The sequence below is a fragment of the Blautia luti genome, assembly GCF_013304735.1.
GTDB lineage: Bacteria > Bacillota > Clostridia > Lachnospirales > Lachnospiraceae > Blautia_A.
In genome coordinates, this window is sequence record NZ_JAAITI010000005.1 from 24,549 (window position 1) to 50,265 (window position 25,717).

The 25,717-nt window shown below is 46.4% G+C and carries 23 protein-coding genes; 15 read left to right on the forward strand and 8 right to left on the reverse strand.

The genetic code is table 11. The annotated features are described in order from the left end of the window. Positions 1 to 12: 12 nt before the first annotated feature. Positions 13 to 1,371 carry an MATE family efflux transporter gene (locus G5B06_RS04200; protein ID WP_173762892.1) on the reverse strand — a complete coding sequence of 453 codons (1,359 nt, stop codon included), beginning with the start codon at positions 1,369 to 1,371 and terminating at the stop codon, positions 13 to 15. A gap of 2 nt (positions 1,372 to 1,373) precedes the next feature. After that, complete coding sequence (locus G5B06_RS04205) at positions 1,374 to 1,994, reverse strand: HAD family hydrolase (protein WP_173762880.1); 621 nt, start codon at positions 1,992 to 1,994, stop codon at positions 1,374 to 1,376. Between the two features lie 149 nt (positions 1,995 to 2,143). Between G5B06_RS04205 and sfsA the strand changes: the two genes are divergently transcribed. From sfsA to G5B06_RS04220, 3 genes are read left to right on the forward strand one after another with little or no spacing between them, the layout of a single operon-like run. Continuing rightward, entirely contained in the window at positions 2,144 to 2,824 is a 681-nt protein-coding gene (sfsA, locus tag G5B06_RS04210) for a DNA/RNA nuclease SfsA (RefSeq protein WP_173762881.1), read from the forward strand. Positions 2,825 to 2,836: 12 nt separating this feature from the next. Then, positions 2,837 to 3,892 carry an A/G-specific adenine glycosylase gene (mutY, locus tag G5B06_RS04215; protein WP_148447408.1) on the forward strand — a complete coding sequence of 352 codons (1,056 nt, stop codon included), beginning with the start codon at positions 2,837 to 2,839 and terminating at the stop codon, positions 3,890 to 3,892. Next, on the forward strand, positions 3,889 to 4,905 hold the full coding sequence (locus tag G5B06_RS04220; RefSeq protein ID WP_148447406.1) for a glycosyltransferase family 2 protein: 1,017 nt from the start codon (positions 3,889 to 3,891) through the stop codon (positions 4,903 to 4,905). The genes mutY and G5B06_RS04220 overlap by 4 nt, the downstream gene beginning before the upstream one ends. Positions 4,906 to 4,961: 56 nt before the next feature. Here the strand turns inward: G5B06_RS04220 and G5B06_RS04225 are convergent, their stop codons facing one another. Beyond that, entirely contained in the window at positions 4,962 to 5,651 is a 690-nt protein-coding gene (locus G5B06_RS04225) for a phosphatase PAP2 family protein (protein ID WP_173762882.1), read from the reverse strand. Between the two features lie 84 nt (positions 5,652 to 5,735). Continuing rightward, positions 5,736 to 6,668 carry a diacylglycerol/lipid kinase family protein gene (locus G5B06_RS04230; RefSeq protein ID WP_148447403.1) on the reverse strand — a complete coding sequence of 311 codons (933 nt, stop codon included), beginning with the start codon at positions 6,666 to 6,668 and terminating at the stop codon, positions 5,736 to 5,738. 180 nt (positions 6,669 to 6,848) lie between these two features. Between G5B06_RS04230 and G5B06_RS04235 the strand changes: the two genes are divergently transcribed. The 6 genes from G5B06_RS04235 to G5B06_RS04260 all read left to right on the forward strand — a co-directional run bounded on the left by G5B06_RS04235 (position 6,849) and on the right by G5B06_RS04260 (position 12,934). Continuing rightward, positions 6,849 to 7,523 carry a response regulator transcription factor gene (locus G5B06_RS04235; RefSeq protein ID WP_148447401.1) on the forward strand — a complete coding sequence of 225 codons (675 nt, stop codon included), beginning with the start codon at positions 6,849 to 6,851 and terminating at the stop codon, positions 7,521 to 7,523. 154 nt (positions 7,524 to 7,677) lie between these two features. Next, positions 7,678 to 9,873: a DNA topoisomerase 3 gene (locus tag G5B06_RS04240; RefSeq protein WP_148447399.1), complete on the forward strand. Its 2,196-nt coding sequence runs from the start codon at positions 7,678 to 7,680 to the stop codon at positions 9,871 to 9,873. A gap of 24 nt (positions 9,874 to 9,897) precedes the next feature. Further along, on the forward strand, positions 9,898 to 10,278 hold the full coding sequence (locus G5B06_RS04245) for a DUF6483 family protein (protein ID WP_148447397.1): 381 nt from the start codon (positions 9,898 to 9,900) through the stop codon (positions 10,276 to 10,278). Continuing rightward, positions 10,278 to 10,949: a YkgJ family cysteine cluster protein gene (locus G5B06_RS04250; protein WP_173762883.1), complete on the forward strand. Its 672-nt coding sequence runs from the start codon at positions 10,278 to 10,280 to the stop codon at positions 10,947 to 10,949. The genes G5B06_RS04245 and G5B06_RS04250 overlap by 1 nt, the downstream gene beginning before the upstream one ends. A gap of 43 nt (positions 10,950 to 10,992) precedes the next feature. Next, on the forward strand, positions 10,993 to 11,892 hold the full coding sequence (locus G5B06_RS04255) for a LysR family transcriptional regulator (protein WP_148447393.1): 900 nt from the start codon (positions 10,993 to 10,995) through the stop codon (positions 11,890 to 11,892). Between the two features lie 253 nt (positions 11,893 to 12,145). Next, positions 12,146 to 12,934: a shikimate kinase gene (locus G5B06_RS04260; RefSeq protein WP_148447391.1), complete on the forward strand. Its 789-nt coding sequence runs from the start codon at positions 12,146 to 12,148 to the stop codon at positions 12,932 to 12,934. 94 nt (positions 12,935 to 13,028) lie between these two features. On the opposite strand, the gene G5B06_RS04265 is transcribed toward G5B06_RS04260, so the two are convergent. Continuing rightward, entirely contained in the window at positions 13,029 to 13,937 is a 909-nt protein-coding gene (locus G5B06_RS04265; RefSeq protein ID WP_148447389.1) for a LysR family transcriptional regulator, read from the reverse strand. Positions 13,938 to 14,161: 224 nt separating this feature from the next. Between G5B06_RS04265 and G5B06_RS04270 the strand changes: the two genes are divergently transcribed. The 5 genes from G5B06_RS04270 to G5B06_RS04290 all read left to right on the forward strand — a co-directional run bounded on the left by G5B06_RS04270 (position 14,162) and on the right by G5B06_RS04290 (position 20,784). Continuing rightward, positions 14,162 to 15,001 (forward strand): sugar phosphate isomerase/epimerase family protein, encoded by an 840-nt coding sequence (locus G5B06_RS04270; RefSeq protein WP_148447387.1) that lies wholly within the window; start codon positions 14,162 to 14,164, stop codon positions 14,999 to 15,001. 18 nt (positions 15,002 to 15,019) lie between these two features. After that, the gene (locus G5B06_RS04275; RefSeq protein ID WP_173762884.1) at positions 15,020 to 16,945 is read left to right on the forward strand and encodes an FAD-dependent oxidoreductase; all 1,926 of its coding nucleotides are present in this window, start codon (positions 15,020 to 15,022) and stop codon (positions 16,943 to 16,945) included. Positions 16,946 to 17,111: 166 nt separating this feature from the next. Next, entirely contained in the window at positions 17,112 to 17,993 is an 882-nt protein-coding gene (gene aroE, locus G5B06_RS04280; RefSeq protein WP_173762885.1) for a shikimate dehydrogenase, read from the forward strand. A 5-nt stretch (positions 17,994 to 17,998) separates the two neighbouring features. After that, on the forward strand, positions 17,999 to 19,198 hold the full coding sequence (locus G5B06_RS04285; protein WP_173762886.1) for an MFS transporter: 1,200 nt from the start codon (positions 17,999 to 18,001) through the stop codon (positions 19,196 to 19,198). Positions 19,199 to 19,392: 194 nt separating this feature from the next. Beyond that, positions 19,393 to 20,784 carry a hypothetical protein gene (locus G5B06_RS04290; protein WP_173762887.1) on the forward strand — a complete coding sequence of 464 codons (1,392 nt, stop codon included), beginning with the start codon at positions 19,393 to 19,395 and terminating at the stop codon, positions 20,782 to 20,784. 188 nt (positions 20,785 to 20,972) lie between these two features. Here G5B06_RS04290 and aroD read toward each other — a convergent pair whose 3' ends face one another. From aroD to G5B06_RS04305, 3 genes are all read right to left on the reverse strand, one after another. Further along, entirely contained in the window at positions 20,973 to 21,734 is a 762-nt protein-coding gene (aroD, locus tag G5B06_RS04295; protein WP_173762888.1) for a type I 3-dehydroquinate dehydratase, read from the reverse strand. A gap of 31 nt (positions 21,735 to 21,765) precedes the next feature. Further along, on the reverse strand, positions 21,766 to 22,644 hold the full coding sequence (locus G5B06_RS04300; protein WP_118608570.1) for a shikimate dehydrogenase: 879 nt from the start codon (positions 22,642 to 22,644) through the stop codon (positions 21,766 to 21,768). 221 nt (positions 22,645 to 22,865) lie between these two features. Beyond that, the gene (locus G5B06_RS04305) at positions 22,866 to 24,863 is read right to left on the reverse strand and encodes an FAD-dependent oxidoreductase (protein ID WP_173762889.1); all 1,998 of its coding nucleotides are present in this window, start codon (positions 24,861 to 24,863) and stop codon (positions 22,866 to 22,868) included. A 315-nt stretch (positions 24,864 to 25,178) separates the two neighbouring features. Here G5B06_RS04305 and G5B06_RS04310 point away from each other — a divergent pair, with 315 nt between their 5' ends. Beyond that, positions 25,179 to 25,682 (forward strand): NUDIX hydrolase, encoded by a 504-nt coding sequence (locus tag G5B06_RS04310; RefSeq protein WP_148447374.1) that lies wholly within the window; start codon positions 25,179 to 25,181, stop codon positions 25,680 to 25,682. Positions 25,683 to 25,717 lie beyond the last annotated feature (35 nt).

Consider the following 25,717-nt stretch of genomic DNA (forward strand, 5'->3'; position numbering starts at 1 on the left):
ACATGGGAAAAATTATTTTAATTTTGTACGGCTGGTATGCCGGAAGGTCAGTGTAAAGACAATACCTTTCACTATAGATGTAAGGGAAAGTGCCCACCAGATACCATCAAGGCCCATTCCCACATGAGTCAGCAGCATGGCAAGCGGGATTCTGGCCCCTGTCAGAATAATACTGATGATACTGCAGAGCTTGGTCATACCAAGGCCGGACAGTGCACCGATGGTCATCAGCTCAATGGCCATGAAAGCCTCACAGAAGCCGATGATGATCAGGTAATTTACAGAAATCCCAAGGGATTCCGGATCATGGAAAAACAGTCCGGAGATCGGGCGTGGGAGCAGCACAAAGGCTGCAGTTATGATAAGGCCCCAGATTGTCAGGATACCAAAGGAAATACGGTAGCCCTGGCGGATGCGGTCGTATTTTTTTGCACCGAAATTCTGTGCGGTAAAAGCATTTAAGGCAGAGGCAAAGCCGTCCGCGGTGTTCCAGGAAACGGATTCGATCTGTCCGCCCACACGCTGGACAGCAATGGCAGCAGCACCGAAGGCGGAAACCATTCTGGTCAGTACCATGGAGATCATACAGTAGAGCATGCTCTGGATAGCGGTTGGAAAACCAATGCGGAAGATATTTTTATAAAATTTTCCCGGAAAACGTGAAAAAAGATGAAGTTCACGAAGTACATTTGTTTCCAGCCCGGAAGTAAAGATCCGGAAAATCAGCACTGCAAAAACCAGGAACTGTGCAGTTACTGTGGCAATGGCAGCACCTGCCGTTTCAAGCCGTGGAAAAGGTCCAATGCCAAGGATCAGGAGCGGATCCAGGAGCATATTTCCCACAAGTCCAAGAAAATTGGCCATCAGCGGAGACCTGGAATCTCCCTGGGCTGTAAAAAGTCCGGTGAGAGTCAGGTTCAGGAAGGAAAAAATGATCAGTCCGCAGGTGATCAGCATATAAGATCTGGCAGAAGCATAGGCATCAGGGTCTGCCAGATTAAAAAATCCGATCAGCGGATCGAGAAAAACGATGCTTGCCACAGCAAATAAGAGGCCGAACAGAATGGTCATCTGCAAGGCACTGGCTGCGTAGAAACCGGCTTCTTTATAATCTTTCCTGCCGCAGGCCTGGGCTGTGTTTACCTGTCCTCCCATTCGGGGAAGGGCGACCAGTCCCTGGGAAAGCCACACATACATGCCGCCTACCCCCACACCGGCAACTGCCTTGGATCCCAGAAGCCCGATCCAGGCCATGTCCGTGATATTATAGGCAGTTCCCAGAAAGGACGAGGCCATGATAGGAAGGGCCAGTTCCGCAAGAGTTTTCAGGATTGGACCGGAAGTAAGGTCTATGGATTTTGATCTTTTCATACTCATCTGCATATCTCCGTAAGGTCAAAAGGCCTGGTGATCCGGTAATCCGGTTTATCCACCTGACCGAAACCGTATTCAGCAAAGATAAAAGGAACTCCTGCTTTCCGGCAGGCATTAAAGTCTCCTATAGTATCACCGATATAAACCGGATCGGAAAGATTATTATCCTCGCGGATCTTCATGATATTTTCCGCTTTGGCCATGCCGGTGTCACCGGGACAGAGATGGCCCTTGAAATAGTGGCCAAAGCCTGTGGATTTCAGGAACACTTCAATATATCCGGCCTGGCAGTTACTGACGATAAAAAGAGGAAAACGGCTGGAAAGAATCTTCAGTGTTTTCTCAAGATCCGGATACAGCGGAGCACATTTGCGAAGCAGTGCCTCGTGCTCTGCCTGGCAGCAGCCGTCGATGATACGAAGCTGTTCTGCTTCCGGAAGCTCAGGGAAAAGAGCCTTTGCTATATCCGGCAGCAGCTGGCCAAAAAGCCCCATCAGTCGCGCAGAACTTACATCAGTATCCATGTGTTCCGTATGGATAAGGTAATCGCTCCAGGCCTCAGCCACGATCCCCGTGGAATCCCAGAGCGTACCGTCAACATCAAATATAATACTGTCCATCAGAAAAACCTCCCAAAAAATCTGTAATATGTAAAAAAGTAACCCTTTGTACTGGACATAGTACAAAACAATTCTATATGAGAAAAGAAAAAAAAGCAACTGCGCTTTTGAAGATTTTATGTTATAGTAAAAGATACGAGGGAAAAAATATGAACTATAAAAATACGATCAGAGGTATTTTCAAAGACAGGCCCAACCGGTTTATCGCCCATGTACAGATCGGGGATCAGCTGGAGACGGTCCACGTAAAGAACACAGGCAGATGCCGGGAACTTCTTGTTCCGGAAACGGAAGTGATCCTGGAAAAGAGTGACAACCCTGCCAGAAAAACGAAATACGATCTGATTTGTGTGAACAAAGGGGGCCGCTGGATCAATATGGATTCCCAGGCCCCAAATAAAGCAGCAGAAGAGTGGGTGGCAGCCGGAAACCTTTTTCCGGAGGAAGTGACGGTCAGGCGTGAGAAGACATACGGAAACTCCCGTTTTGACCTGTATGTGGAATCCGAAGAGCGGAAGGCTTTTATCGAGGTAAAAGGCGTCACCCTGGAAGAAAATAATATCGTGCGTTTTCCGGACGCGCCTACAGAGCGTGGGATCAAGCATCTTTACGAACTGATGAAGGCGGCAGCTGACGGCTATGAAGCCTACCTTCTTCTGGTAATCCAGATGAAGGACGTACGGTATTTTGAACCGAACCGGGAGACACATCCGAAGTTCGGAGAAACACTTAAGGAGGCAGCAGATGCCGGTGTCCATATCCTGGCCTATGACTGCGCCATCACGGAAGATTCCATGAAGATCTGTGATCCGGTACCGGTGAAATTATAGAAAGGAAACAATATGACCGAAAACATTGCAGAACCCCTTCTGAAATGGTACGATAAAAACAAGAGGATCCTGCCTTGGCGTGATAAGAATAATGCCTATTATACCTGGGTATCAGAGATCATGCTCCAGCAGACCCGGGTGGAAGCTGTGAAACCTTATTTTGCACGGTTTATCCAGGAACTTCCCGATGTGGAAGCCCTTGCAGCAGCGCCGGAAGAGCGGATCGTCAAGCTGTGGGAAGGCCTTGGTTATTACAGCCGTGTTCGCAATATGCAGAAAGCGGCCATTCAGGTCATGGAAGAATATGATGGCAGGATTCCTGAAGACTTTGAGACACTTCTCTCGTTAAAAGGAATAGGAAGATATACGGCAGGTGCCATTGCGTCCATTGCCTATGGGAAGAAAGTCCCGGCAGTAGATGGAAATGTGCTGCGGGTATATGCAAGACTGACCGAAAACAGGGGAGATATCATGAAACAGTCTGTGCGGAAAGCCGTGGAAAACGAGCTTACAGAGCGGATGCCTAAGGATCGGCCAGGGGATTTCAACCAGGCCATGATGGAACTGGGAGCTGTAGTCTGTGTTCCAAACGGAACGGCAAAGTGTGAAGAATGTCCCCTTGGGCAGTTCTGTCTTGCCAGAAAACACGGAACTGTAGAAGAACTTCCGGTAAAAGCACCGAAAAAAGCCCGCACCATAGAACAGCGCACAGTCCTTGTGATCCAGGACGGGGCCAGCACAGCGATCCGGAAACGCCCGGATACAGGACTTCTGGCAGGCCTTTATGAACTTCCCAATGTGGAAGGACACCTGACCAAAAAGGCAGCGCTTGCCCAGGTGAAAGATATGGGACTGGAACCCTTAAGGATCGAAGCACTGCCGGATGCGAAGCACATTTTTTCCCATATTGAATGGAGAATGTGCGCCTATCGTATCGCCGTATCCTCCCTGGAAGAAGCACCTGGGGAAAAGTTCCTGTTTGCGGATAAGAGAGAATCCGATAAAAAATATGCAATACCATCTGCGTTTCGCGCATACACCAGATACATGAAGGAGGAAAACTCATGAAACTTTTGAGCGTAGCAATACCATGCTATAATTCAGAGGCTTATATGTCAAAATGCATCAATTCCCTGCTGATCGGAGGAGAAGAAGTGGAGATCATCATTGTAGATGATGGCTCCAGCGACCGTACTGCCGAGATCGCGGATGACTATGCAGAGAAATATCCAACTATCGTAAAAGCCATCCACCAGGAAAACGGCGGCCATGGACAGGCAGTCAATACAGGAATCAAAAACGCAACCGGCCTTTATTTCAAAGTTGTGGACAGCGATGACTGGGTAAATCAGGACGCTTACTATGAGATCCTGAAGACACTTTATGATCTTACCCGCGGAGCCGATACGGTGGATCTTCTCATCAGCAATTTTGTCTATGAGAAGCAGGGTGCTACCCGTAAAAAAGTCATGCAGTACAGACACTGTTTCCCGACAAACCAGATCTTTGGCTGGGACGAAGTACGCCACATGAAAAAAGGCCAGTACCTTCTTATGCATTCCATGATCTACCGTACCAAACTTCTCCATGACTGTGGAATGGAGCTTCCGAAGCATACGTTCTATGTAGATAACCTGTTTGCATTTGAGCCGCTTCCCTATGTAAAAAATCTCTATTATCTGGATGTGAATTTCTACCGGTATTTTATCGGAAGAGATGACCAGTCCGTCAATGAGAAAGTGATGATCAAACGTATCGATCAGCAGATTCGTGTAAACAAGCTGATGGTAGACGCCTATCTGAAAGCCAATGTAAGCAACCGGAGACTTCGTGCCTATATGTTCAGTTATCTGGATATCATCACAACCGTTTCCTCGATCATGCTGGTAAGAGCCGCAACGCAGGAATGCCTGGACAAAAAACAGGAGCTGCAGGATTATATCAAAGACCAGAATATGGGACTGTACCGGAAACTTCGGAGAAGTCTCTTCGGAAGGGTGTCAAACCTTCCGGGAAGAGGTGGAAGAAAGATGTTTGTGGCAGCCTATAAGATCTGCCAGAAGTTTTATGGATTTAACTAAAGATTTTTATACAAGAGCCTGAATAAAAAAGAGCCCCCAAGACGGGGGCTTTTTTATTATAAATTCTGTTTAGTTTTTTTCTTGCTCATCTGTGCCATAGCACGCTGTTCCTCATAATCTTCCACTCTCTGTGGATAGAACATAAGGTGTCCGAACAGTGCCATCGTGGTACCGAGGCATACATCGATCACCGAATGCTGCTTGATAAACATGGTGGACAGGATGATCAGAATGGAAAGGATCAGAGATCCTCTCTGGATCCATTTCTTATCTTTCAAAGCCTGGCAGTGATGGATGGCAAAATAAACAGCCAGGGAATTAAATACATGGATGCTTGGCAGGATATTAGTAGGGGTATCTGTCCGGTAGATTCCTGCAACCAGTTGTGTAAAGATGTTGTTTCTCGGGAATACCGCAGGGCGGAGATGCTGAATGTTCGGATAGATGTAAGAAACAACAAGGAAAACTGTCATTCCCATCATCAGGTTGAAGATCAGCTGGAAATATTCCCGTTTATTCTTATTGCGGAACAGGAAATACACAACCGTCAGTATCACATATGGAAACCATAAAAGGTACGGGATAACAAAGATCTCGCAGAACGGGATCATATCATCAAAAACAGTATGTACAACATGGTAGGCACGTACAGGCCGCTGTTCCAGATATCCGAACAGGATAAGATACACAACGAAATAGATTGCTATGATAAAACCGTGCCTGTATTTTTTTATCTTACTCAACATTTTGCCGCTCCTTTTCTTGATGTATGGCCAAAATGCCACGGGTGTCAGTCTTAAGCTTCTTTTTTGTTAAGTATCTACCTGCTACTATAACACAGGCATTATGATTTTTAAAGGTTTCTTTTCAATGGTCACAGAAAATTCACGCTGGATTCCGCCGGATTCTCCGTCTTTATGCACAGGAAGAGGGCGGTCACTTGTAATATGTACGTCTTTACACTGTAAAATATGTACACCGCGAAGGTGTGTATGTTTCCCCCAGAGTGCGCCCGGCAGACAGAAAAGCATTTTCAGTTTGGAGATCCCTTCAATGACGATCACATCCAGGAGGCCGTCATCCGGACTGGCATCCGGGCAGAACTTAAAGCCGCCTCCCTCGTATTTCTGGTTCATTACAGCCGCGAACCAGGTCTTCTGGAAGGTCTGTGGTTCTTTTCCGTTAAGGGTTACCGTAACCGAGGACGGTGTGAGGAAGAGAAACTGTTTCAGAGCCACCATAAGGTAGATCAGTTTACCCATATGGAGACGGTTGAGAAATTTTTTCCCGGGGGTGATCAGGACTTCCTGACAGACCGCCGCATCATAGCCCATTCCCGCACTGATACCGAACCGGTAGGAATGGCTGCCGAGATGGATCACAGGAACATCCATGGAAATCGTCCGTTTGTTCTCAAGGATGGAGCGAAGCGCCTCAAAAGGATCAAAAGGAAGCCCCATACTGCGGCAGAAATCATTGCCGGACCCAACTGGGATAAATCCAAAGATGACCGAAGACAGATCGCTGATCCCGGTAAGTACTTCGTAAATTGTGCCATCGCCGCCTACAGTTACCAGTGTTACCGGACTTTCCGGTGTTCCGGCGGCACTGATTTTTTTCGCCAGTACTGTGGCGTGTCCCACATATTCTGTGAGAAAATACTGATATGAAATCCCCTGACTTTCCATGATGCTGCGAAGCCGGTTCCAGACATTACGCCCCTCTCCGGATCTTGAATTGGGATTCACAATAAAAGAATACATAATAAAAAACCTCCAAACAACTGTCAGCTTTATCATAACATTGACGTCCGGCTTTTACAAATTAAAATTTCTTAAGGATTTCTATATTTTACATAAACTTAACGTTTTTTCTATGCTGGATTTTACGAAGGCATTTTATACTTGCAACTATCAGTTGAAAAATAAAGTTGGAGGAAAATTATGATATATCTGGTGGAAGATGATGAAAGTATCCGTGAACTTGTTGTATATACATTAAACAGTCAGGGCCTGGAGGCACAGGGATTTGAACGGCCATCACTTTTCTGGAAGGCGCTGGAAAAAGAACTGCCTTCCCTGGTGCTTCTGGATATTATGCTTCCGGAGGAGGACGGACTGTCCATTTTAAAGAAAATCCGTATCCGTCCGGATGTCCGGAAACTTCCGGTAATCATGCTTACCGCAAAAGGCAGTGAGTTTGACACCGTGGTAGGCCTGGACAGCGGTGCAGATGATTATATTCCGAAGCCATTCCGTATGATGGAGCTGATCTCCAGGGTACGTGCCCTCCTTCGAAGATCCGAGGACAACGGTGCAGAGGAGTACCGCATGGAAAATCTTTATGTGTGCCCGGGAAGACATGAGGTGACGGTTGACCAGGAACCTGTAAATCTGACACTGAAAGAATACGAGATGCTTTGTCTCCTTCTGAAAAACAGTGGCACGGTTCTCTCCAGAACCCAGCTTTTAAATCAGATCTGGGGCTATGAATTTGACGGGGAAAGCAGAACCGTAGATGTACATATCCGTACCCTCCGCCAGAAACTTGGTTCTGCCGGAGATCTGGTGGAAACAGTCCGTGGCGTGGGCTATAAGATCAGCGGAAAATGCGCGTGACCAACGGTTAAGAACCATACAAAACAGACAGGCACTTCGCAGGAAAAAGGCTTCAGCCCTTTTCTGGACGAAGTGCTTTTTTCATGCTATAATAGGTGAACCCTGGGGCATATCCGAAGAAATGTCCCAAAGACTAAGAGGTGAAATAAAAAATATGAAATCATTAGTGATCGCGGAGAAACCGTCGGTTGCCAGAGACATTGCAAGAGTCCTTCACTGCAGCCAAAAAGGGAACGGAACCCTGGAAGGAAAAGATTATGTAGTGACCTGGGCACTGGGACATCTGGTAACCCTGGCAGATCCGGAAGAATACGATAAAAAATATACCAAATGGGAACTTTCCACCCTTCCTATGATGCCGGAAAAAATGAAACTGGTGGTGATCCGCCAGACATCCAAACAGTACAATACGGTAAAAAAACAGCTTTACCGGAAGGATATCGGGGAGATCATCATTGCCACAGATGCCGGACGTGAGGGAGAACTGGTAGCCAGATGGATCCTTGCAAAGGCAGACTGTCATAAACCGATCAAACGTCTGTGGATCTCATCGGTAACGGATAAGGCGATTCGTGACGGTTTTGCCCACCTGAAGAACGGCCATGATTATGATAATCTTTACCGTGCGGCACAGGCCAGGGCAGAAGCAGACTGGCTGGTGGGAATGAACGGAACAAGAGCACTGACCTGTAAATACAATGCCCAGCTTTCCTGTGGACGTGTGCAGACACCGACCCTTGCCATGATCGCAAGAAGAGAGCAGGATATCCGGGAATTTAAACCGGAAGATTATTACGGCATCACCCTGCAGGCAGGAAACGTGCGCTGGACCTGGAGAGACAAAAAGAGCGGAAGTCTCCGGACTTTTAAGAAGGAACGGGCCCAGGAAATCCAGGCAAAAGCCGGAAAAAGCAGCCTTACAGTAACCAAAGTTTCCAGAAAACCGAAGAAGACCTATGCGCCGGGACTTTATGACCTGACAACCCTTCAGAGAGAAGCCAATCAGAAATATGGTTTTTCCGCAAAAGAGACTCTGAATATCATGCAGCGGCTCTATGAGAACCACAAGGTTCTTACGTATCCAAGAACCGATTCCAGATATATCGGAAAGGATGTAGTTCCTACGATTAAAGAACGCCTTCAGGCATGCGGAACAGGCCCCTACCGGAAACTTGCCGGTGCGCTGGCAAACAAACCGATCCAGGCCAATGCAAGTTTTGTGGATGATAAGAAAGTCAGTGATCATCATGCCATCATTCCTACAGAACAGTTTGTACAGCTGGATCACATGACAAATGAGGAACGGAAGATCTATGATATGGTAGTCCGCCGTTTCTTAAGTGTGCTGTATCCGCCGGCTGTATATGAGCAGGTAAGTATGGAAGGAACTGCAGCAGGAGAAACTTTTGCCGCAAGCGGACGGATCGTAAAAAGCGCCGGATGGAGGGAAGTCTATGAAGGTGGTTGGCAGGATGAGGAAGAAGAGGATTCCTCTGATAAGCTGAAAGACCAGAAACTTCCGGAGCTCACGGAAGGCCAGATTCTTACTGTGGAATCTGCATCTCTTACAAATGGCAAAACAAAACCGCCTGCAAGATTTACAGAGGCCACACTTCTCGGGGCTATGGAGAATCCGGTCCACTTTATGGAAAGCCACGACAAAAAGGCGGCGAAGACCCTTGGCGAAACCGGTGGACTTGGAACGGTAGCTACAAGAGCCGATATCATCGAGAAGCTTTTTAACAGTTTTATGATGGAAAAAAGAGGCAATGAGATCTACATTACCTCCAAGGCAAAACAGCTCCTGGAACTGGTTCCGGAAGAACTGAAAAAGCCGGAACTTACCGCAGACTGGGAGATGAAACTTAGCGATATTGCAAACGGGAAACTCCGTCAGGATAAATTTCTCACAGGGATCCGTGAGTATGCCTGCGAGATCGTAGATGAGATCAAGAGCGGACAGGGAACCTTCCGCCATGACAATATGACAAACAAGAAATGCCCCAACTGCGGAAAACATCTTCTGGCAGTAAACGGCAAGAATGCAAAGATGCTGGTGTGCGAAGACCGGGAATGTGGATACAGGGAGACGGTATCCAGAACCACCAATGCACGCTGCCCGAAATGCCACAAGCGTATGGAGATGCTTCTGAAGGGAAAAGAAGAAACCTTTGTATGCCAGTGCGGATATAAAGAGAAACTTTCATCCTTCCAGGCGAGACGTGCTAAAGAAGGTGCAGGTGTCAATAAACGGGATGTGCAGCGTTATCTGAAAAAGCAGCAGAAAGAGGCAAATGAGCCGGTGAACAACGCATTTGCACAGGCATTATCCGGGATTAAACTGGATTAAGAAGCAGAAAGAGAGGAAACGGACATGGGATTACAGGATGACAGAATGTCAGGAAATATTCAGGATATCGCAAGACTGATCACAAGACTTCTTCTTAATGGAGATATGCCGCAGTATACACTTCCTGCAGCAGAGGCAGATTATACAGAAGCAGATCATCTTTTTAAGAAAGTTATCGGACTTGCCGATGAGGGCGACATCAATGGAGCGGAAAATGAGCTTCTTATGAATATGGAGGACGATGATCCAGATTATCTGGAACTTGCCCTTACATTTTATCTGTATCTCAATGATATGGATGGCGATTACCTGGATGACCACGGTTATTCCAGGGAAGAGGTCCTGGACGGGGTGAAAAGCCTTGCGGAAGACTGGGGCGTTACCGGACTGGAGACCCTGGTCTGATGCGGCGGGAAGTTACGCTGGAGGAGATTTCCGACGGCCGTTTATACGAAGCAAATGACATGGTAAAGGCAGACTGCCAGGACTGTAAAGGATGTTTTGACTGCTGTACCGGAATGGGAGATTCCGTTGTGCTGGATCCTTTGGACGTATGGCGTTTAAGCCAGGGACTTGGTTTAAGTGTGGATCAGCTTCTTGCGGGAAAAATCGAGCTTGGCGTTACAGACGGGAATATTTTGCCGCATCTTAAGATGGCAGGTGCAGAGGAACGATGCGTATTTCTGGATGGAAACGGAAGGTGTTCCATCCACAGTTTCCGTCCGGGATTCTGCCGTCTGTTCCCGCTGGGAAGATATTATGAGGATGGTGGCTTTAAATACATCCTTCAGATTCACGAGTGCAAAAAGACCAGCCGCAGTAAGATTAAGGTCCGGAAATGGGTAGATACACCGGATTTCAAAAACTACGAAAAATTTGTCTGTGACTGGCATTATTTTCTTCTGGATGTGCAGGAAGTTCTCTATGAGAGTGAGGACAGTGACCTGATCCGAAATCTGAACATGTATGTGGTAAACCAGTTCTACCGGAAGCCTTATGACGGGAACCGGGATTTTTATGAGCAGTTTTACGAGAGACTTGCGGCTGGAAAAGAGCTCCTGAGCCTTGGGGTGTGAGACAGGTTCTCTCAAGCGGAGGAAAGAAAGGATTTTTTAACATATGAACTTAAATCAGCTCACATATTTTGTGACACTTGCCCAGATCGAGAATTATACCAGGGCGGCAAAGAGGCTGGATATTACGCAGCCAAGCCTGAGCCATGCGATTTCCAACCTGGAAAAGGAACTTCAGGTGCCCCTTTTTGAGCGCCACGGAAGAAATGTGACCATGACAAAATACGGGGAAATGTTTCTGAAATATGTGCAGGACTCCTTACATATCCTGAATCTTGGTGTGGAGAGGATTCAGGAAGCGGCAAGGATTCCAGGTGGAAGTATTTCCATCGGGTATATCCATACCCAGGGACGCAGGTTTATTCCGGAGCTTGTCCGTGGGTTCTTAAATGAACAGGAAGGGAAAAAAATAGATTTTCATTTTCAGAATGCGGCAACAGGTACTCTGATCCGTGGATTGAAGGAAGAGAAGTTTGACGTGATCTTCTGCTCCCGTGCGGAAGGGGAAAAAGAAATCAGCTTTGTGCCGGTAGCAGAAGAAAAACTGGTGGCTGTTGTACCGGAAGATCATGCCCTTGCCGGAAAAAATACAGTGACCATAGAAGAACTGGGCCAGTATCCCCAGGTGACGTTTACCCCCACCAGCGGACTGTATTTTGTGGTACGGGAACTTTTTGAAAAGGAGGGAATCGTACCGGAAACCGCTTTTGAAGTGGAAGAGGATGGTGCCCTTGCGGGAATGGTGGCAGAAGGTTTCGGTGTGGGGATTGTGCCGGATGTGCCGGTGATCCATACCCTGCCTGTGAAGATCTTAAATATCGAGAATCTTCATTACCGCCGTTACATATACATGGGAATGCTGAAAAACCGGTATCCAAGTTCTCTTGTAGAGCAGTTTCGGGATTATATCTTCAAGCATTACCGGATCTATGAAGTGATACAGTAGAATACCTGCGAAAAAATTTTTGTGAAAAATCTCTGCTTCTTATGAGGAGGCAGAGATTTTTTTACAGGGGAGGAGAATGGCGAATCTATAGAGGAATTTATAGAAAATATCTATAGATTACATGTATAAATTCAATAAAAGTTTAGGTTGAGATAAAAATGACCAGTTGGTATAATAAGGACAGACACTTGATTTAAAGTGATAAAGTGATGACGGAAATCCGTAATAAAATGAACGAAGCAAAGGAGAAATTATGAACCAGTTAGAAGTATTAAGAGAGAGCCTTGGACAGTGCGATGAGATCATCCTGGATGCACTGCTTATGAGAAACAGAATCGTAGAGGACATCATGGTATACAAGGAAGCACATGATCTTCCGGTACTTCAGCCAGAGCAGGAGGCGAAGCAGAAAGGATGGCTGGAAGCCAGAATGGAAGGCAGACGCCACAAGAAAGAAGTGAATGATGTTTTCGCAAGCATCACACAGAACAGTAAGAGAATTCAGTCCAGAAATCTTTTCAATTACAATATCTTCCTGATCGGATTCATGGGCGCAGGTAAATCCACAATCTCTGATTACCTGAAGAATGCACTGGCCATGGACGTTGTGGAGATGGATCAGTGTATCGTGGAGAGACAGGGAATGAGTATTTCCGATATTTTTGAGACTTACGGAGAAGAGTATTTCCGTGAGCTTGAGACAAATCTTCTTATCGAGATGCAGTCTCAGTCCAATGTTGTAGTATCCTGCGGCGGCGGTGTTCCAATGAGAGAGCGCAACGTTGTTGAGATGAAGAAAAACGGTCGTGTGGTACTCCTTACCGCAAAACCGGAGACAATCCTTGAGCGTGTAAAAGATAACCATGACCGTCCGCTTCTTGAAAACAACAAGACAGTTCCATTTATCGCAGACCTGATGGAGAAACGTCGCGCAAAATATGAGGCAGCAGCCGACATCGTGATCCAGACAGACGGAAAGAGCGAGCTTGAGATCTGCGAGGAGCTGATCCACAGACTTCGTGAGGCAGATGCGAATAAATAATCGCTGATCATAAAACAGAATATTTTTTACATAATTAAAGGACAGCTGTCCGATAAACCGTACAGAAACAAGACGGAATCGGGCAGCTGTCCTTTTAATTGGTCTTATAAAAAATTTCCTTGGATGTTTTCTCGATCACAAACTTCTTAAAGGCTTCCACAACCGGAGGATGGTATACATCTTTCAGCATGGCCATGTAGAAATTTCTCTGCCAGCTTGGGGAAACAAGTGGCAGGATCTTAAGATCCAGAGAATGAAGGATGGGGATATCCGGGGCAATGCAGATGCCGAAATCATTGGCAACAAATCCTGCGGCAACCTGGTCCTCATCGATTTCAAAAGCAACATCCGGGTACTGGCCGATACTCTTAAACAGCTGGTCAATGATCTGGCGGAGACCACTTCTCTTCTTGAAGATGATCTGTTTATATGGAAGAGTTTCCTCCAGATGGATCTCGGATTTCTCCGCAAGAGGATGTCCGGGAGGAACAATAACCACCAGATCCTGCTTGGCAACGGGGATAAACTCGATCAGCGGTTCGTCATCAAATTTGGAACAGAAGCCGATATCATATTTCTTCTCTTTCAGGCCGGTAAGGATATCGCCGGTAAGCACCTTGTCGCAGAACAGATTGAAATTGATCTGTTTTCCCTCGTTGGCAGTGAGAAAACTGCGGATGATCTTCGGCACAAAATCAACACCCAGAGTCCGGAGAAAGGCCACATCAATCTGTCCTTCTCCCTTTCCGGCAAGCTGGAGACCGTTTACAGAGGAATCCAGCCGGTTCAGGGTTTCTTCCACATCCCCCAGAAAAGTTTTGCCATATTTGGTGAGAGAAACATTCCGTCCGTTTTTTTCAAATAATTTCACTCCAAGTTCTTCCTCCAGGGAAGAGATCGCGTGACTTAAACTGGGCTGTGTGATCGCCAGAACATCAGCAGCTTTCGTGTAATGTTCCAGATGGGCCAGTGTCACGAAATATCGAAGATGATACAGGTTCATTTTCAAAGCTCCTTTCGTAAGTTTATCTGAAGGTTTTATTTAAGCAGATTCCAGTGAAAATGTTTTATATAGTATACCACGATATATTGATAAAATCTATGAATTCTCCTGGTACAATCAATTTGTTTTGTATTTAACAAAGTTATATAATGCTTATAGAAAAAAGATACAAAATAATTTAAAAAAAACAAAAAAAATTATTTATATTTTCAGGAGGAATCACCATGTCAAAAGAATTTCCAATTACAATCAGTTCCTGGACACTTGGAGATCAGTGCAAATTTGAGGACCGTGTAAAAGCAGCCAAAGAAGCTGGCTATGAGGGAATCGGCCTGAGAGCGGAAACCTACGTAGATGCCCTGAATGAGGGACTTTTCGACGAGGATATCCTGGCAATCCTGGATAAATATGACATGAAGGTAACAGAGGTTGAGTACATCGTACAGTGGGCAGAGGAACATCGTTCCTATGAGCAGAAATACAAAGAGCAGCTCTGCTTCCATATGTGTGAATTATTTAACGTAGAACAGATCAACTGTGGACTGATGGAGAACTATTCCGTAGAGTACACAGCACAGAAACTCCGTGAGCTCTGCCACAGAGCAGGCAAATACATCATCGGTGTTGAGCCAATGCCATACAGCGGAATCCCGGATGTGAAAAAAGGATGGGCTGTTGTAAAAGCTGCTGACTGTGAGAACGCAAAACTGATTCTTGATACATGGCACTGGGTAAGAGCAAATCAGCCCATCGAGCTTTCCGTACTTGAGGGAATCCCGGCAGACAAGATCGTATCCATCCAGATCAACGATGTATGGGAAAGACCATACGCAACAACAATCTTAAGAGATGAGTCCATGCATGATCGTCTTGCTCCTGGAACAGGAATCGGAACAACCGTACCGTTCGTAAAAATGATCAAAGAAAAAGGTATCAAACCAAATGCAATCGGTGTAGAGGTTATCAGCGATGCAAACCTTGAAAAAGGTATCGAGTATGCTGCAAAACATACATACGAGAACACCAAGAAAGTACTGGAAGAGGCTTGGCCGGAAGTACTCTAATCAGAAAGGAGAACACACATGAAATTCAATGCGATGTTTCAGCCGATCGAAATCGGCCCTATGACAGTAAAGAACCGTTTCGTTGTTCCGCCAATGGGAAATAACTTTGCAAACACAGACGGAACTATGAGCGAGCAGTCCGCTGCATATTATAAGGAAAGAGCAAAAGGTGGTTTCGGTTTAATCACCATCGAGGCTACCGTCGTTCACAAAGGTGCAAAAGGCGGCCCGCGTAAACCATGTCTCTATGATGATTCCACCATCGAGAGCTTCCGCAAAGTCATCGACGGATGTCATGAGGAAGGTGCAAAAGTTTCCATCCAGCTTCAGAATGCAGGCCCGGAAGGAAATGCAAAGAACGCAGGAGCACCGATCACAGCAGCAACAAGCATTCCATCAGTATGTGGCCGTGACATTCCGAAACAGCTTACAACGGAAGAAGTTTATGAGCTGATCAAAGGATACGGCGAGGCAGCAAGAAGAGCCATGGAAGCCGGCGCAGATGCTGTAGAGATCCATATGGCACACGGTTATCTGGTAAGTACATTCCTTTCTCCAAGAACAAACAAGAGAGTAGACGAGTTCGGCGGATGCTTTGAAAACCGTATGCGTTTCTCCCGCCTGATCATTGAGGAGATCAAGAAAACAACACAGGGCAAGATCGCGATCCTCGCACGAATCAACTGTGCAGATGAGGTTCCGGGCGGTCTTGACATCCATGACAGTGCGGCAATCGCAGCATACCTGGAGAGCTGCGGACTGGATGCCATCCACGTATCCCGTGCCGTTCATATCAAAGATGAATTCATGTGGGCACCGACCGTTATCCACGGCGGATTCTCCGCATCAGAGGTTGAGGAGATCAAACGTGCGGTAAATATCCCGGTGATCACAGTTGGACGTTATACAGAGCCACAGTTTGCAGAACTGATGGTAAAAGAAGGAAGAGCAGACCTTGTGGCATTCGGACGTCAGAGCCTTGCAGATCCGGCTATGCCGAAAAAAGCACTGGAAGAGCGTCTGGAGGATATGACTCCATGTATCGCCTGTCTTCAGGGATGCGTCGCAAACATGTATGCAGGAAATCCGGTATGCTGTCTGACAAACCCATTCCTCGGCCATGAGGCAGAGCCCATCGAGAAAACAGAGAATCCGAAGAAAGTTATGGTGATCGGTGGCGGTGTTGCAGGACTTTGTGCAGCATTTATCGCAAAAGAGAAAGGTCATGAAGTAACACTTTACGAGGCAGGAGATGTTCTCGGTGGAAACATGAGACTGGCTGCTTACCCGCCAGGAAAAGGTGATATCACAAACATGATCCGCAGCTACATCCACCGCTGCCAGAAAGACGGCGTTAAGATCGTGATGAGCTGCGAGGTAACTCCGGAGCTTATCAAAGAGGAAAAACCGGACAGCGTGATCATCGCAACTGGTTCCAAGACTCTGATCCTTCCGATCGAGGGAATCGACAACCCGGCCATCATCCACGGTTCAGACCTTCTGGACGGAAAGAGAGCAGCAGGCAAAAAAGTTCTCGTTGTCGGCGGCGGAATGGTAGGATGCGAGACAGCTGCATTCTTAGGCGAGCAGGAGCATGATGTAACAGTTATCGAGTTCCGTGATACTGTAGGTGCAGACGTGATCCACGAGCATAGAGTATATCTCATGAAAGATTTCGAGGACTACGGAATCAAAGAGATCACCGGAGCAAAGGTATGCAAATTCTATGAAGACGGTGTAGAGTACGAGACAGCTGACGGAGTACGTCACGAGACAAGAGGATATGATTCTGTTATCCTTTCCATGGGATTCCGCAACTACAATCCACTGGAAGAAAAGATCAAAGATCTTGTACCTGAGACACACGTGATCGGAGATGCCATCCGTGCAAGACGTGCACTGGATGCAACAAAAGAGGCTTATGCCGTAGCTTCCAAACTTTGATCAGATATCTGTCTGAGAGCGTTACCAGCTATCGGATCGTATCATACAAAAAGAAAATAAAAGTCCAATAAAAAGGACAGTATAAAAATCAAAAAGACGTTGTGGCAGGCACCTGGAAAGACACTTCCGGTGTCTGTCAATGGGAAAATGCAGGAGGTAATAAGAAATGGAACAGAGAATTAAAGGAACAACTGGTTTACTCGCACTGATCGGAAGCCCGGTAGGACATTCAGGAAGCCCGGCTATGTACAACTTCAGCTTCCAGTACCATAACCTGGACTATGCTTACATGGCATTCGATATCAAAGAGGATCAGGTTCCGGCAGCTCTTGATGCAATGCGCCTTTTCAAAATGAGAGGATGCAACGTAACCATGCCTTGCAAGAACAAAGTAGCTCAGTGTGTAGACGAGCTTTCACCGGCAGCAAAGATCATCGGTGCTGTAAACACTATTGTTAATGAGGATGGAAAACTTGTAGGACATATCACAGACGGTATCGGATTTGTCCGCAACTTAAAAGAGCACGGCGTTGACGTAAAAGGCAAAAAGATGGTAGTTCTTGGAGCAGGTGGAGCAGCTACAGCTCTTACTGTACAGTGTGCCCTTGACGGAGCAGCATCCATCGCGATCTTTAATCCGAACGATCCATTCCTTGAAAGAGCAAAAGGAACAGCAGAGAAGCTTGCAAAAGAAGTACCGGACTGCAAAGTAAGCGTATACTGCCTTGACGATCAGGACAAACTGAGAGAAGAGATCGCAAACGCAGATATCCTTGCAAACGGAACACTTGCAGGTATGAAACCGCATGACGACCTTACACTGGTTGACAAATCCATGTTCCATAAAGATCTTGTTGTTGCTGACTGCGTATACAATCCTGCAGAGACAAGAATGGTAAAAGAAGCAAAAGAGGCAGGTGTAAAACTTGCAGTAGGTGGAAAAGGAATGCTTCTGTGGCAGGGTGCTGAGTCCTATAAACTGTACACAGGACTTGAGATGCCGACAGATGAGTACCAGAAATTCCAGGCTGAGAACGAAGGGAAATAAGAATCATGAGCCAGACAGGTAAGAAAAACTTAGTGATTACTTCTATCGCACTGTATTTTACATACTTCATCCACGGAATCGGAGCTTCCATCATGGGCCAGTACAAGCCGGAGCTTGCAGCTCACTGGGGAGCAAAGGCTTTAAGTGATGGAACTATGGATGTCAGCATGGTAGTATCTGTAATTGCTGCACTTGGACTTGGAAGACTGATCTCGCTTCCGTTTTCCGGTCCCCTGTCCGACAAATTCGGACGCAGATTAAGCGGAATCATCGGTGTGATCTGTTATGCAGCATACTTTATGGGGATCGCATTTGCTCCATCTATGGGAGTTGCCTACGCCTTTGCCATTGTAGGCGGTATCGCAAACTCCTTCCTGGACACCTGCGTAAGCCCTACATGTATGGAGATCTATGTAAACAATCCTTCTGTGGCGAACCTGTTTACAAAATTCTCCATGTGTATCAGCCAGTTCCTGCTTCCTTTCCTCATTGGATTCGTATCAGCGGCCAATATGTCCTACAGAACCATCTTTATCGTTGCAGGTGCTGCGATCTTTATTGATGGAATCCTGATCCTGTTCCTGCCATTCCCTGACAGAAATACAGCAGGTGCGGCAAAGAAAGAAAAAACAAAATTAAAGATCACTCCTGCGGCAATTGCGGCGATCCTCATCGGATTTACAAGTTCTTCCACATTCATGCTGTGGCTGAACTGTAACCAGGAACTTGGAAAACTTTACAACTTAAGTGATCCGTCCAAGATCCAGTCCTTCTACGCAGTAGGAACTTTTGCAGCGATCCTGTGTTCCTCCGTATTTATCAAAAAAGGACTGAAAGAGATCAACATCCTGATCATCTATCCGCTGATCTCCTTTATCATGCTGGGACTGTGCTACTTTATCCAGAACCCGACCATCTGTCTCGTTGGTGGATTTGTCATCGGTTTCGCAGGTGCAGGCGGAGTGCTTCAGCTGGCTGTTTCCACAACCGCTGAGTTTTTCCCGGAGAACAAGGGAACTGCAACATCCATGGTTATGATCGCATCCAGTGTTGCAAACTATACGATCCTGACATTGGCAGGTTATATCACAAAAACTGCCGGAACCAGCGCTCCGAGAATGATCCTGCTTCTTAACATGGCAGTGACATTCGTTGGAATCCTTCTTGCACTGTTCGTCAAGATGAACCGTGGAAAAGAGGCCTGAGACAGGGTGAAATAAGTGAATAATTGTATGGATTCAGACGAAGATGACTGAATCTATGCAAATCAAAGTTCCAATTCGGGAACAATTCCCGGGTTGGACTTTGCCGTTTCTGAAAATGTTTGTTAATTAACAAACTTCCAGAACAGAAGATACTATATATGTATTATCAAAAAAACTGACAAAGGAGAATCGTTATGGCGCGTGCAGCAAGACAGAGAAGAGAAAACGAACTGCCCTACATTCCGTTTGGGCCATTTCAGATTCGTCTTCCCTTTATTCACTACAAACTTGAGTCCGTAGAGTTTATCCAGGGTCTGATCCTTGGTGTTACGGCACTGGCGGCTGTCCCTTATCTGGAACAGTATCTGGGGCTGCCTTATGAGCTGGCATGGAGCTGTGTGATCATAGAGACCATGCTGTATATGCTACACAGTTTACTTGGTGATCCGGTAGTTCCCGGATGGATCACGCCGACCCTTCCGCTGACTATCGTATTCCTGGAAGGCTTTCCTCTGGGAAAAGAGCGTATCCAGGCAATGATCGCCCTGCAGATGCTGGTTGGTCTTGTGTTCATATTTATGGGCGTTACCAAACTTGCGGATAAATTTGTCCATGCTGTACCGGATTCCGTCAAGGGTGGAATCCTTCTTGCTGCGCCGGTTACGGTTATGGCAGGACAGCTGGGAGAGGGCGGCAACATGCATAAATATCCTCTGGCAATCGTTGCCGGTGTTGGTCTTCTGATCCTGATCAGCTTTTCCGACAAATATCAGGAAAAGAGACAGCATAATAAATTTCTGGATCTTGTTGCCCGGTACGGAAATCTTTTCCCGTATCTGATTGCTATGGTGGTAGGACTTCTTGTTGGAGAACTGGATAAACCGGGACTTGAGATCGGAACTTTTATCAAGATCCCGCAGTTTAAAGAGATCATCTCACAGGTAAGTATCTTCGGTGTGGGGATCCCGCCACTTTCCATGTTTATCAAGGCTCTTCCGCTGGCACTTGTATGTTATGTGATCGCGTTTGGTGATTTTGTTACCACAGAGACACTTGTCACAGAGGCGCGTCAGTCCAGAGATGATGAGTACATTGATTTCAATTCCAGCCGCTCCAACCTGGTCAGCGGTCTTCGAAATCTGATCCTTTCCATCATCGCACCGTTCCCGCCGCTTTCCGGTCCGTTATGGGTTGGCATGACAGTATCTGTCTCTATTCGCTACAAAGAAGGAAAGAAAGCCATGAAATCTCTTCTTGGCGGTATGGCATCCTTCCGTATTGCAACTTTTTTAAGTGTGCTGATCATTCCGGTTGTAAGTTTCTTCCGGCCGATCTTCGGAGTTGGTTCTTCCATCACTCTGATGTTCCAGGCGTTTGTCTGTGCAAGGATCGGTATGGATTACTGTAAGACAGACCGTGACAAGATGATTGCCGGTGTTATGGCAGCTGTCCTTGCAACCCAGGGAACTGCATGGGCATCCGCATGGGCGCTGGCTGTAGGTTTCGGACTGAACATTTTCCTTTCCAACTGGGATCCCAGGAAAAAAGCTCAGGAAACTGCCATTGAGGAAAAAGCTGAGAAATAATAAATAAAGTTACAAAAGATAAGAAAAGAGGAACTGCACTGGATGGGTCAGCGCAGTTCCTCTTTTTGGGTCATGAGATTTGTTTTTGTTACAAAATAGATTTGCTATTTACGGGATTAAAATCTGGTCTATAATTTACGTTCTTTCTTAAACGAAGCCGTAGATCCTTTCAATGGGAGGTTACGGGATCACAGGCTTTTGTGGATAATGTCAAGAACCTGTTCAAGTTCGCTGACATTGATCTGTCCCGGTGCGGAAGCTTTGGTAGCTGCACCGAAGGTAAGGGCGGAACCGAAGGTTTCGCCGGCGAGACGGCTGACAACACCTGTACCTGCCATGGACATGGTAATGATCGGGCGGTCGGCGAACTGCTGGGACATTTCCAGCGTGGCACTTAAGAGTGTAAGCACGTCCTGTTTGTTTCTTGGCATAACAGCCATTTTCGGGATATCTGCGCCATAGTCCTGCATCATGCGAAGACGGCGCACGATCTCATCTTTCTCAGGAGTTGCGTCAAAATCATGGTTGGAAGCGATGACCTTTACGCCATAGCTGTGTGCTTCCTGGATCATGCATTTTACGATCTCCTCGCCTGTGAAGGCTTCTACATCAATGAGATCTACATAGCCGCTTTTTGCGACAGCCATGTTGAGGGCTTTGTAATCTTCGTTGGAGATTGCTTTTTCTCCGCCTTCTTTTGCAGTACGGAAGGTGAAAAGAATCGGAGTGTCCTTTAAAACGGTCTGGAGATCTTTTGCCACATCCAGAACCTTGTCTGTGTCAAAAACATCTTCGAACCAGTCAACACGCCACTCTACAACGTCTACGGGGATTCTTGCGAAGGTTCCTGCCTCAAGAAGGATATCTTCTTTTGTTTGTCCAACGATCGGGACACAGATTTTCGGCCTGCCTTCTCCGATTGTGATATTTCTTACCTGAACTGTTTTCATAATGGTCCTTTCCGATACGGATGGGATTTTATCAGTCATCGTATCTGATGTTAAGAATCTCTTTCATATGCTCGATCGGCATCGGCTCGCCGGTCCACAGTTCAAATGCAGCGGAGCCCTGGAAAAGCATCATGCCAAGGCCGTTCATTGTCTTGCAGCCAACTTCCTTTGCCATGGAACGCATAGCAGTTTCAAGAGGAGAGTAAGGCACGTCAACAACGATAAGCTCCGGACGGAAGTAAGACTTGTCAGGAACAACGGACTGACCTTCCAGCGGTTTCATTCCAACACCTGTCGCATTTACGAAAATATAACTGTCAGCCATTTCTTTTTTCAGCTGGTCAAGATCTGCCAGATCATAGAGAACAGCATGGCTTGAAGTTCTGGTGTTGATCTTTTCTACCGTAGATACTGCACGGTCCCAGAATTCATCTTTGCGGTTGAAGATCACGATCTCGCCTACACCGTCAAGTGCTGCCTGGATCTCGATAGCAGTTGCGGCACCACCTGCACCTACGATGGTCATTTTCTTTCCGATGGCGTCGATGTTATTGTCTTTCAGTGCTGCCATAAATCCGATACCGTCTGTGATATGGCCTGTAAGATGACCATGATCATTAACGATGGTGTTTACAGCGCCGCACATTTCTGCTGCCGGTGAAAGCTCGTCAAGGTACTGGCCTACTAGAGTTTTGTTCGGCATGGAAACGTTAGAACCTCTCATTTTCAGAGTACGGATGGCTTTTACAGCATCCTCGATCTCGTCTGCGCCAACCTCAAATGCAAGGTATGCATAATCATAGCCAAGCTTTGCGAAAGCCTCATTCTGCATGGCCGGTGAGCTGGAGTGACGGATCGGATATGCCATAAGACCGATCAGTTCGGTATGTCCTGTGATTCTTTCTGACATGGTAATAACTCCTCTCGTTGGTAAAATCTGGATGAAGATTTGTCTTTTTTAAACCTCCCGCCACATAGATCTGAAGAAGCTGTGGACATCTCCGAACGGCTGCGGGGGAGGAAGACGTGGAAAATCTATGTTACGGATCACCGAGTGAACTGTAACAGATCTATATACACTTTCCGGTAGAAGGATGGAAATGTTCCCGGAAAGGGTATAGCGGAAAAATATTAAAGGTATCCCTTCTGCTCAAGAATGGTAAGGATATTGCGTCCTTCCTGGGTACCGTCAATGATTCGTCTTGCTCTCTGGCTGTCGCCGATGTTCATGATCTCAACATCCTCAGAAGAAAATTCCTCTGTGAGGCTCTGGTAAAGCTGTCCCTGAGCTCTCATTCCAAGACATACGAAACCGTACTCAAATGGAAGCTCATAAGGCTCGCCGTCACCCTTGACAAGGAAGGAAGAATCCTTAACCTCAAGGAGAGCAGTTTTTGTAAGCTGATGTACATTATGTTTTTTCATCATGGTCTTTGTGTCGTTTTTGCTTACAGGGTCAAGATCACGTCCGATCTGATCCATCATCTCAACAATAGAGATATCTGCGTTTCTGTCTGCGAAGAATTCCACAACATCAAGACCTACAGCACCGCCGCCTACCACAACGACTTTTTTGCCTTCCAGATCCTTCGGAAAATCATTAATGTGGCTGATCATACCAAGAATAGAATAAATATTATAGTTCTCGTTGTCAATACGATCCTTCAGTCCTGTGATCGGAGGAAGGAGCGGAGCGGAACCGGTGGAGCTTACGATGATATTCGGATGGAATTTGCGGATGTTCTCCGGTGTTCCTTCTGTGTTTTTGAAGATGTAAAGGTTCTCAAGCTGTTCTGCGCGATGCATGAGATAATGCGGGAAATCAGCCAGACGGTTCTTAGCTGGGATTCTGGAGATCAGAGATGCAAGTCCCCCAAGTTCATTGCCTTTTTCCAGAAGGAAGGTGTTGCAGCCAACCTCTGCGGCTGTACAGGCAGCTTCCAGTCCGGCAGTGCCTCCGCCGATAACAACTACGTTGCAGTTTTTATTTACATGTTTTTTCTTATATACATCGCCCTCAAGAACAGATGGGTTTACAGTACAGCGGATCGGACGGTTTACACCGATACGGTTTCCGGCACAGCCAACGTTACAGGAGATACATTTGCGGAGGTCACACTCATGACCTGTGGCAACCTTGTTTACCCATGCAGGGTCTGCAATCAGACCACGGCCCATACCGATCAGGTCTGCGTCACCGTCAGCCAGGATACGCTCAGCAACCTTCGGGTCACGGACATTACCCATGGAGATACATGGCTTGTTGAATTTTTCTCTTACGGCCTTTGCCATGTAGGAACGCCATCCGTCCGGGAGATAATTTGCATCGATCTGGTACTGGATGGAACCGTTAAGTCCGCAGGAAACATCGAAGATATCAACCTCTTCCTGAAGATAATCCAGGTATTCCAGGGTATCCTCCAGTGTATTTCCACCCTCCATCAGCTCATCCGCACTGAGACGGAGCATGATCGGGAAGAAAGGTCCTACCTGTTTTCTTACTTCATCGATGACCATACGGCAGAAACGGGTACGGTTCTCAACAGATCCGCCGAACTCATCGGTACGCTTGTTTGTGATCGGGGAGAGGAACTGACTGATCAGATAGGAGTGGCCTGCATGGATCTCTACCGCGTCAAAGCCAGCTGTCTGTGCACGTTTTGCAGCCTCACCATATTTTTTTACGATGTGAAGGATCTCATCTTTGGAAAGAGGACGCGGGATCTCACCGCCTTCTTTGGATGGAATGTCAGATGCGGAAACCGGCTGCATGTTGATCCTGGAAGAAACAGCGGAAGCTCCGGCATGGTTGATCTGAATCGCGATCTTTGTTCCATATCTGTGGATATTCTCACAGAATTTGAAAAGACGTGGCAGATAGTTGTCATGATCGATGCGCAGCTGTGTGGTTCCGTTGGAGCCCTGCGGGGAATCGATGCTTGCGTTCTCTACGATGATGAGGCCTGTGCCACCCTTTGCACGCTGCTCATAATAATTGATATGAAGAAAACTCATTTCGCCGTTCTGTTCACCGTAGTTGGTGCCCATCGGCATCATAACAATACGGTTCTTGATAGTCATATTTTTAACGGTTAATGGGGAAAAAATATGCGGATAATCATTCTTCATCTGAAAAAAACCTCCCTGGTTATTTTAAATAGAATCGTTTGTTTGTGTTAATTATATAACAAAAATATCTATAAAACTAATTCATAATACAAGTGATATAATAAAAATAATCTATAGATTTTCTTATGAGATAAAAGGAGCAGAATGTGCAGATAGCAGCTGAAAAAAAATAACTGGAAAAGGGTAGCAGATTCCAGGGTTTACATACAGGACTTTAGCGTGGTATCATAACAAATAAAAAAGATACAGAACACGGGGAGACGGAAATGTAAGACCATATTACCGTGAAATGTAAAAAAGACAGGAGATAGAAAAATGGAATTCTGGGATATTTACGATGCAGATAAGAAACCGACAGGACGTACCATGAAGCGCAACGACTGGTGCCTGAAAGATGGAGAATATCATCTGACAGTCTTAGGTGTGGTGGCAAGACCGGACAAAACTTTTCTCATTACCAAACGCGTGATGACAAAAGCCTGGGCTCCAGGCTGGTGGGAAGTTTCCGGCGGCGCTGCCCAGGCAGGTGAAGAATCCAGGGATGCGGTACTCCGTGAAGTAAAAGAGGAGACAGGACTGGATGCTAGCCAGGCAGAAGGCGGATATCTTTTTACCTATAAAAGAGAGAACCCTGGGGAAGGAGATAATTACTTTGTAGATGTGTACCGGTTTGTCATGGATGTGGAAGACAAGGATCTGAAACTTCAGACAGAAGAGACAGACGGATATATGTTTGCAACGCTGGATCAGATCAAAGCGTTTGCAGCTGAGGGAAAATTCCTGCATTATGACAGCATTAAGAAGGCGTTTGAGTTCTAAGCAGATTTTGACTGGTTTTCCGGACTGATGTGAAA

What these genes read in the sequence shown, in the direction of transcription:
- G5B06_RS04245 (WP_148447397.1), top strand. Translation starts at nt 9,898, where the DNA reads ATGGGATTACAGGATGACAGAATGTCAGGAAATATTCAGGATATCGCA.
- G5B06_RS04250 (WP_173762883.1), top strand. Translation starts at nt 10,278, where the DNA reads ATGCGGCGGGAAGTTACGCTGGAGGAGATTTCCGACGGCCGTTTATAC.
- G5B06_RS04290 (WP_173762887.1), top strand. Translation starts at nt 19,393, where the DNA reads ATGGCGCGTGCAGCAAGACAGAGAAGAGAAAACGAACTGCCCTACATT.
- aroE (WP_173762885.1), top strand. Translation starts at nt 17,112, where the DNA reads ATGGAACAGAGAATTAAAGGAACAACTGGTTTACTCGCACTGATCGGA.
- G5B06_RS04235 (WP_148447401.1), top strand. Translation starts at nt 6,849, where the DNA reads ATGATATATCTGGTGGAAGATGATGAAAGTATCCGTGAACTTGTTGTA.
- G5B06_RS04300 (WP_118608570.1), bottom strand. Translation starts at nt 22,644, where the DNA reads ATGTCAGAAAGAATCACAGGACATACCGAACTGATCGGTCTTATGGCA.
- aroD (WP_173762888.1), bottom strand. Translation starts at nt 21,734, where the DNA reads ATGAAAACAGTTCAGGTAAGAAATATCACAATCGGAGAAGGCAGGCCG.
- G5B06_RS04305 (WP_173762889.1), bottom strand. Translation starts at nt 24,863, where the DNA reads ATGAAGAATGATTATCCGCATATTTTTTCCCCATTAACCGTTAAAAAT.
- G5B06_RS04265 (WP_148447389.1), bottom strand. Translation starts at nt 13,937, where the DNA reads ATGAACCTGTATCATCTTCGATATTTCGTGACACTGGCCCATCTGGAA.
- sfsA (WP_173762881.1), top strand. Translation starts at nt 2,144, where the DNA reads ATGAACTATAAAAATACGATCAGAGGTATTTTCAAAGACAGGCCCAAC.
- G5B06_RS04220 (WP_148447406.1), top strand. Translation starts at nt 3,889, where the DNA reads ATGAAACTTTTGAGCGTAGCAATACCATGCTATAATTCAGAGGCTTAT.
- G5B06_RS04270 (WP_148447387.1), top strand. Translation starts at nt 14,162, where the DNA reads ATGTCAAAAGAATTTCCAATTACAATCAGTTCCTGGACACTTGGAGAT.
- G5B06_RS04255 (WP_148447393.1), top strand. Translation starts at nt 10,993, where the DNA reads ATGAACTTAAATCAGCTCACATATTTTGTGACACTTGCCCAGATCGAG.
- G5B06_RS04200 (WP_173762892.1), bottom strand. Translation starts at nt 1,371, where the DNA reads ATGAAAAGATCAAAATCCATAGACCTTACTTCCGGTCCAATCCTGAAA.
- mutY (WP_148447408.1), top strand. Translation starts at nt 2,837, where the DNA reads ATGACCGAAAACATTGCAGAACCCCTTCTGAAATGGTACGATAAAAAC.
- G5B06_RS04230 (WP_148447403.1), bottom strand. Translation starts at nt 6,668, where the DNA reads ATGTATTCTTTTATTGTGAATCCCAATTCAAGATCCGGAGAGGGGCGT.
- G5B06_RS04260 (WP_148447391.1), top strand. Translation starts at nt 12,146, where the DNA reads ATGAACCAGTTAGAAGTATTAAGAGAGAGCCTTGGACAGTGCGATGAG.
- G5B06_RS04310 (WP_148447374.1), top strand. Translation starts at nt 25,179, where the DNA reads ATGGAATTCTGGGATATTTACGATGCAGATAAGAAACCGACAGGACGT.
- G5B06_RS04240 (WP_148447399.1), top strand. Translation starts at nt 7,678, where the DNA reads ATGAAATCATTAGTGATCGCGGAGAAACCGTCGGTTGCCAGAGACATT.
- G5B06_RS04285 (WP_173762886.1), top strand. Translation starts at nt 17,999, where the DNA reads ATGAGCCAGACAGGTAAGAAAAACTTAGTGATTACTTCTATCGCACTG.
- G5B06_RS04225 (WP_173762882.1), bottom strand. Translation starts at nt 5,651, where the DNA reads ATGTTGAGTAAGATAAAAAAATACAGGCACGGTTTTATCATAGCAATC.
- G5B06_RS04205 (WP_173762880.1), bottom strand. Translation starts at nt 1,994, where the DNA reads ATGGACAGTATTATATTTGATGTTGACGGTACGCTCTGGGATTCCACG.
- G5B06_RS04275 (WP_173762884.1), top strand. Translation starts at nt 15,020, where the DNA reads ATGAAATTCAATGCGATGTTTCAGCCGATCGAAATCGGCCCTATGACA.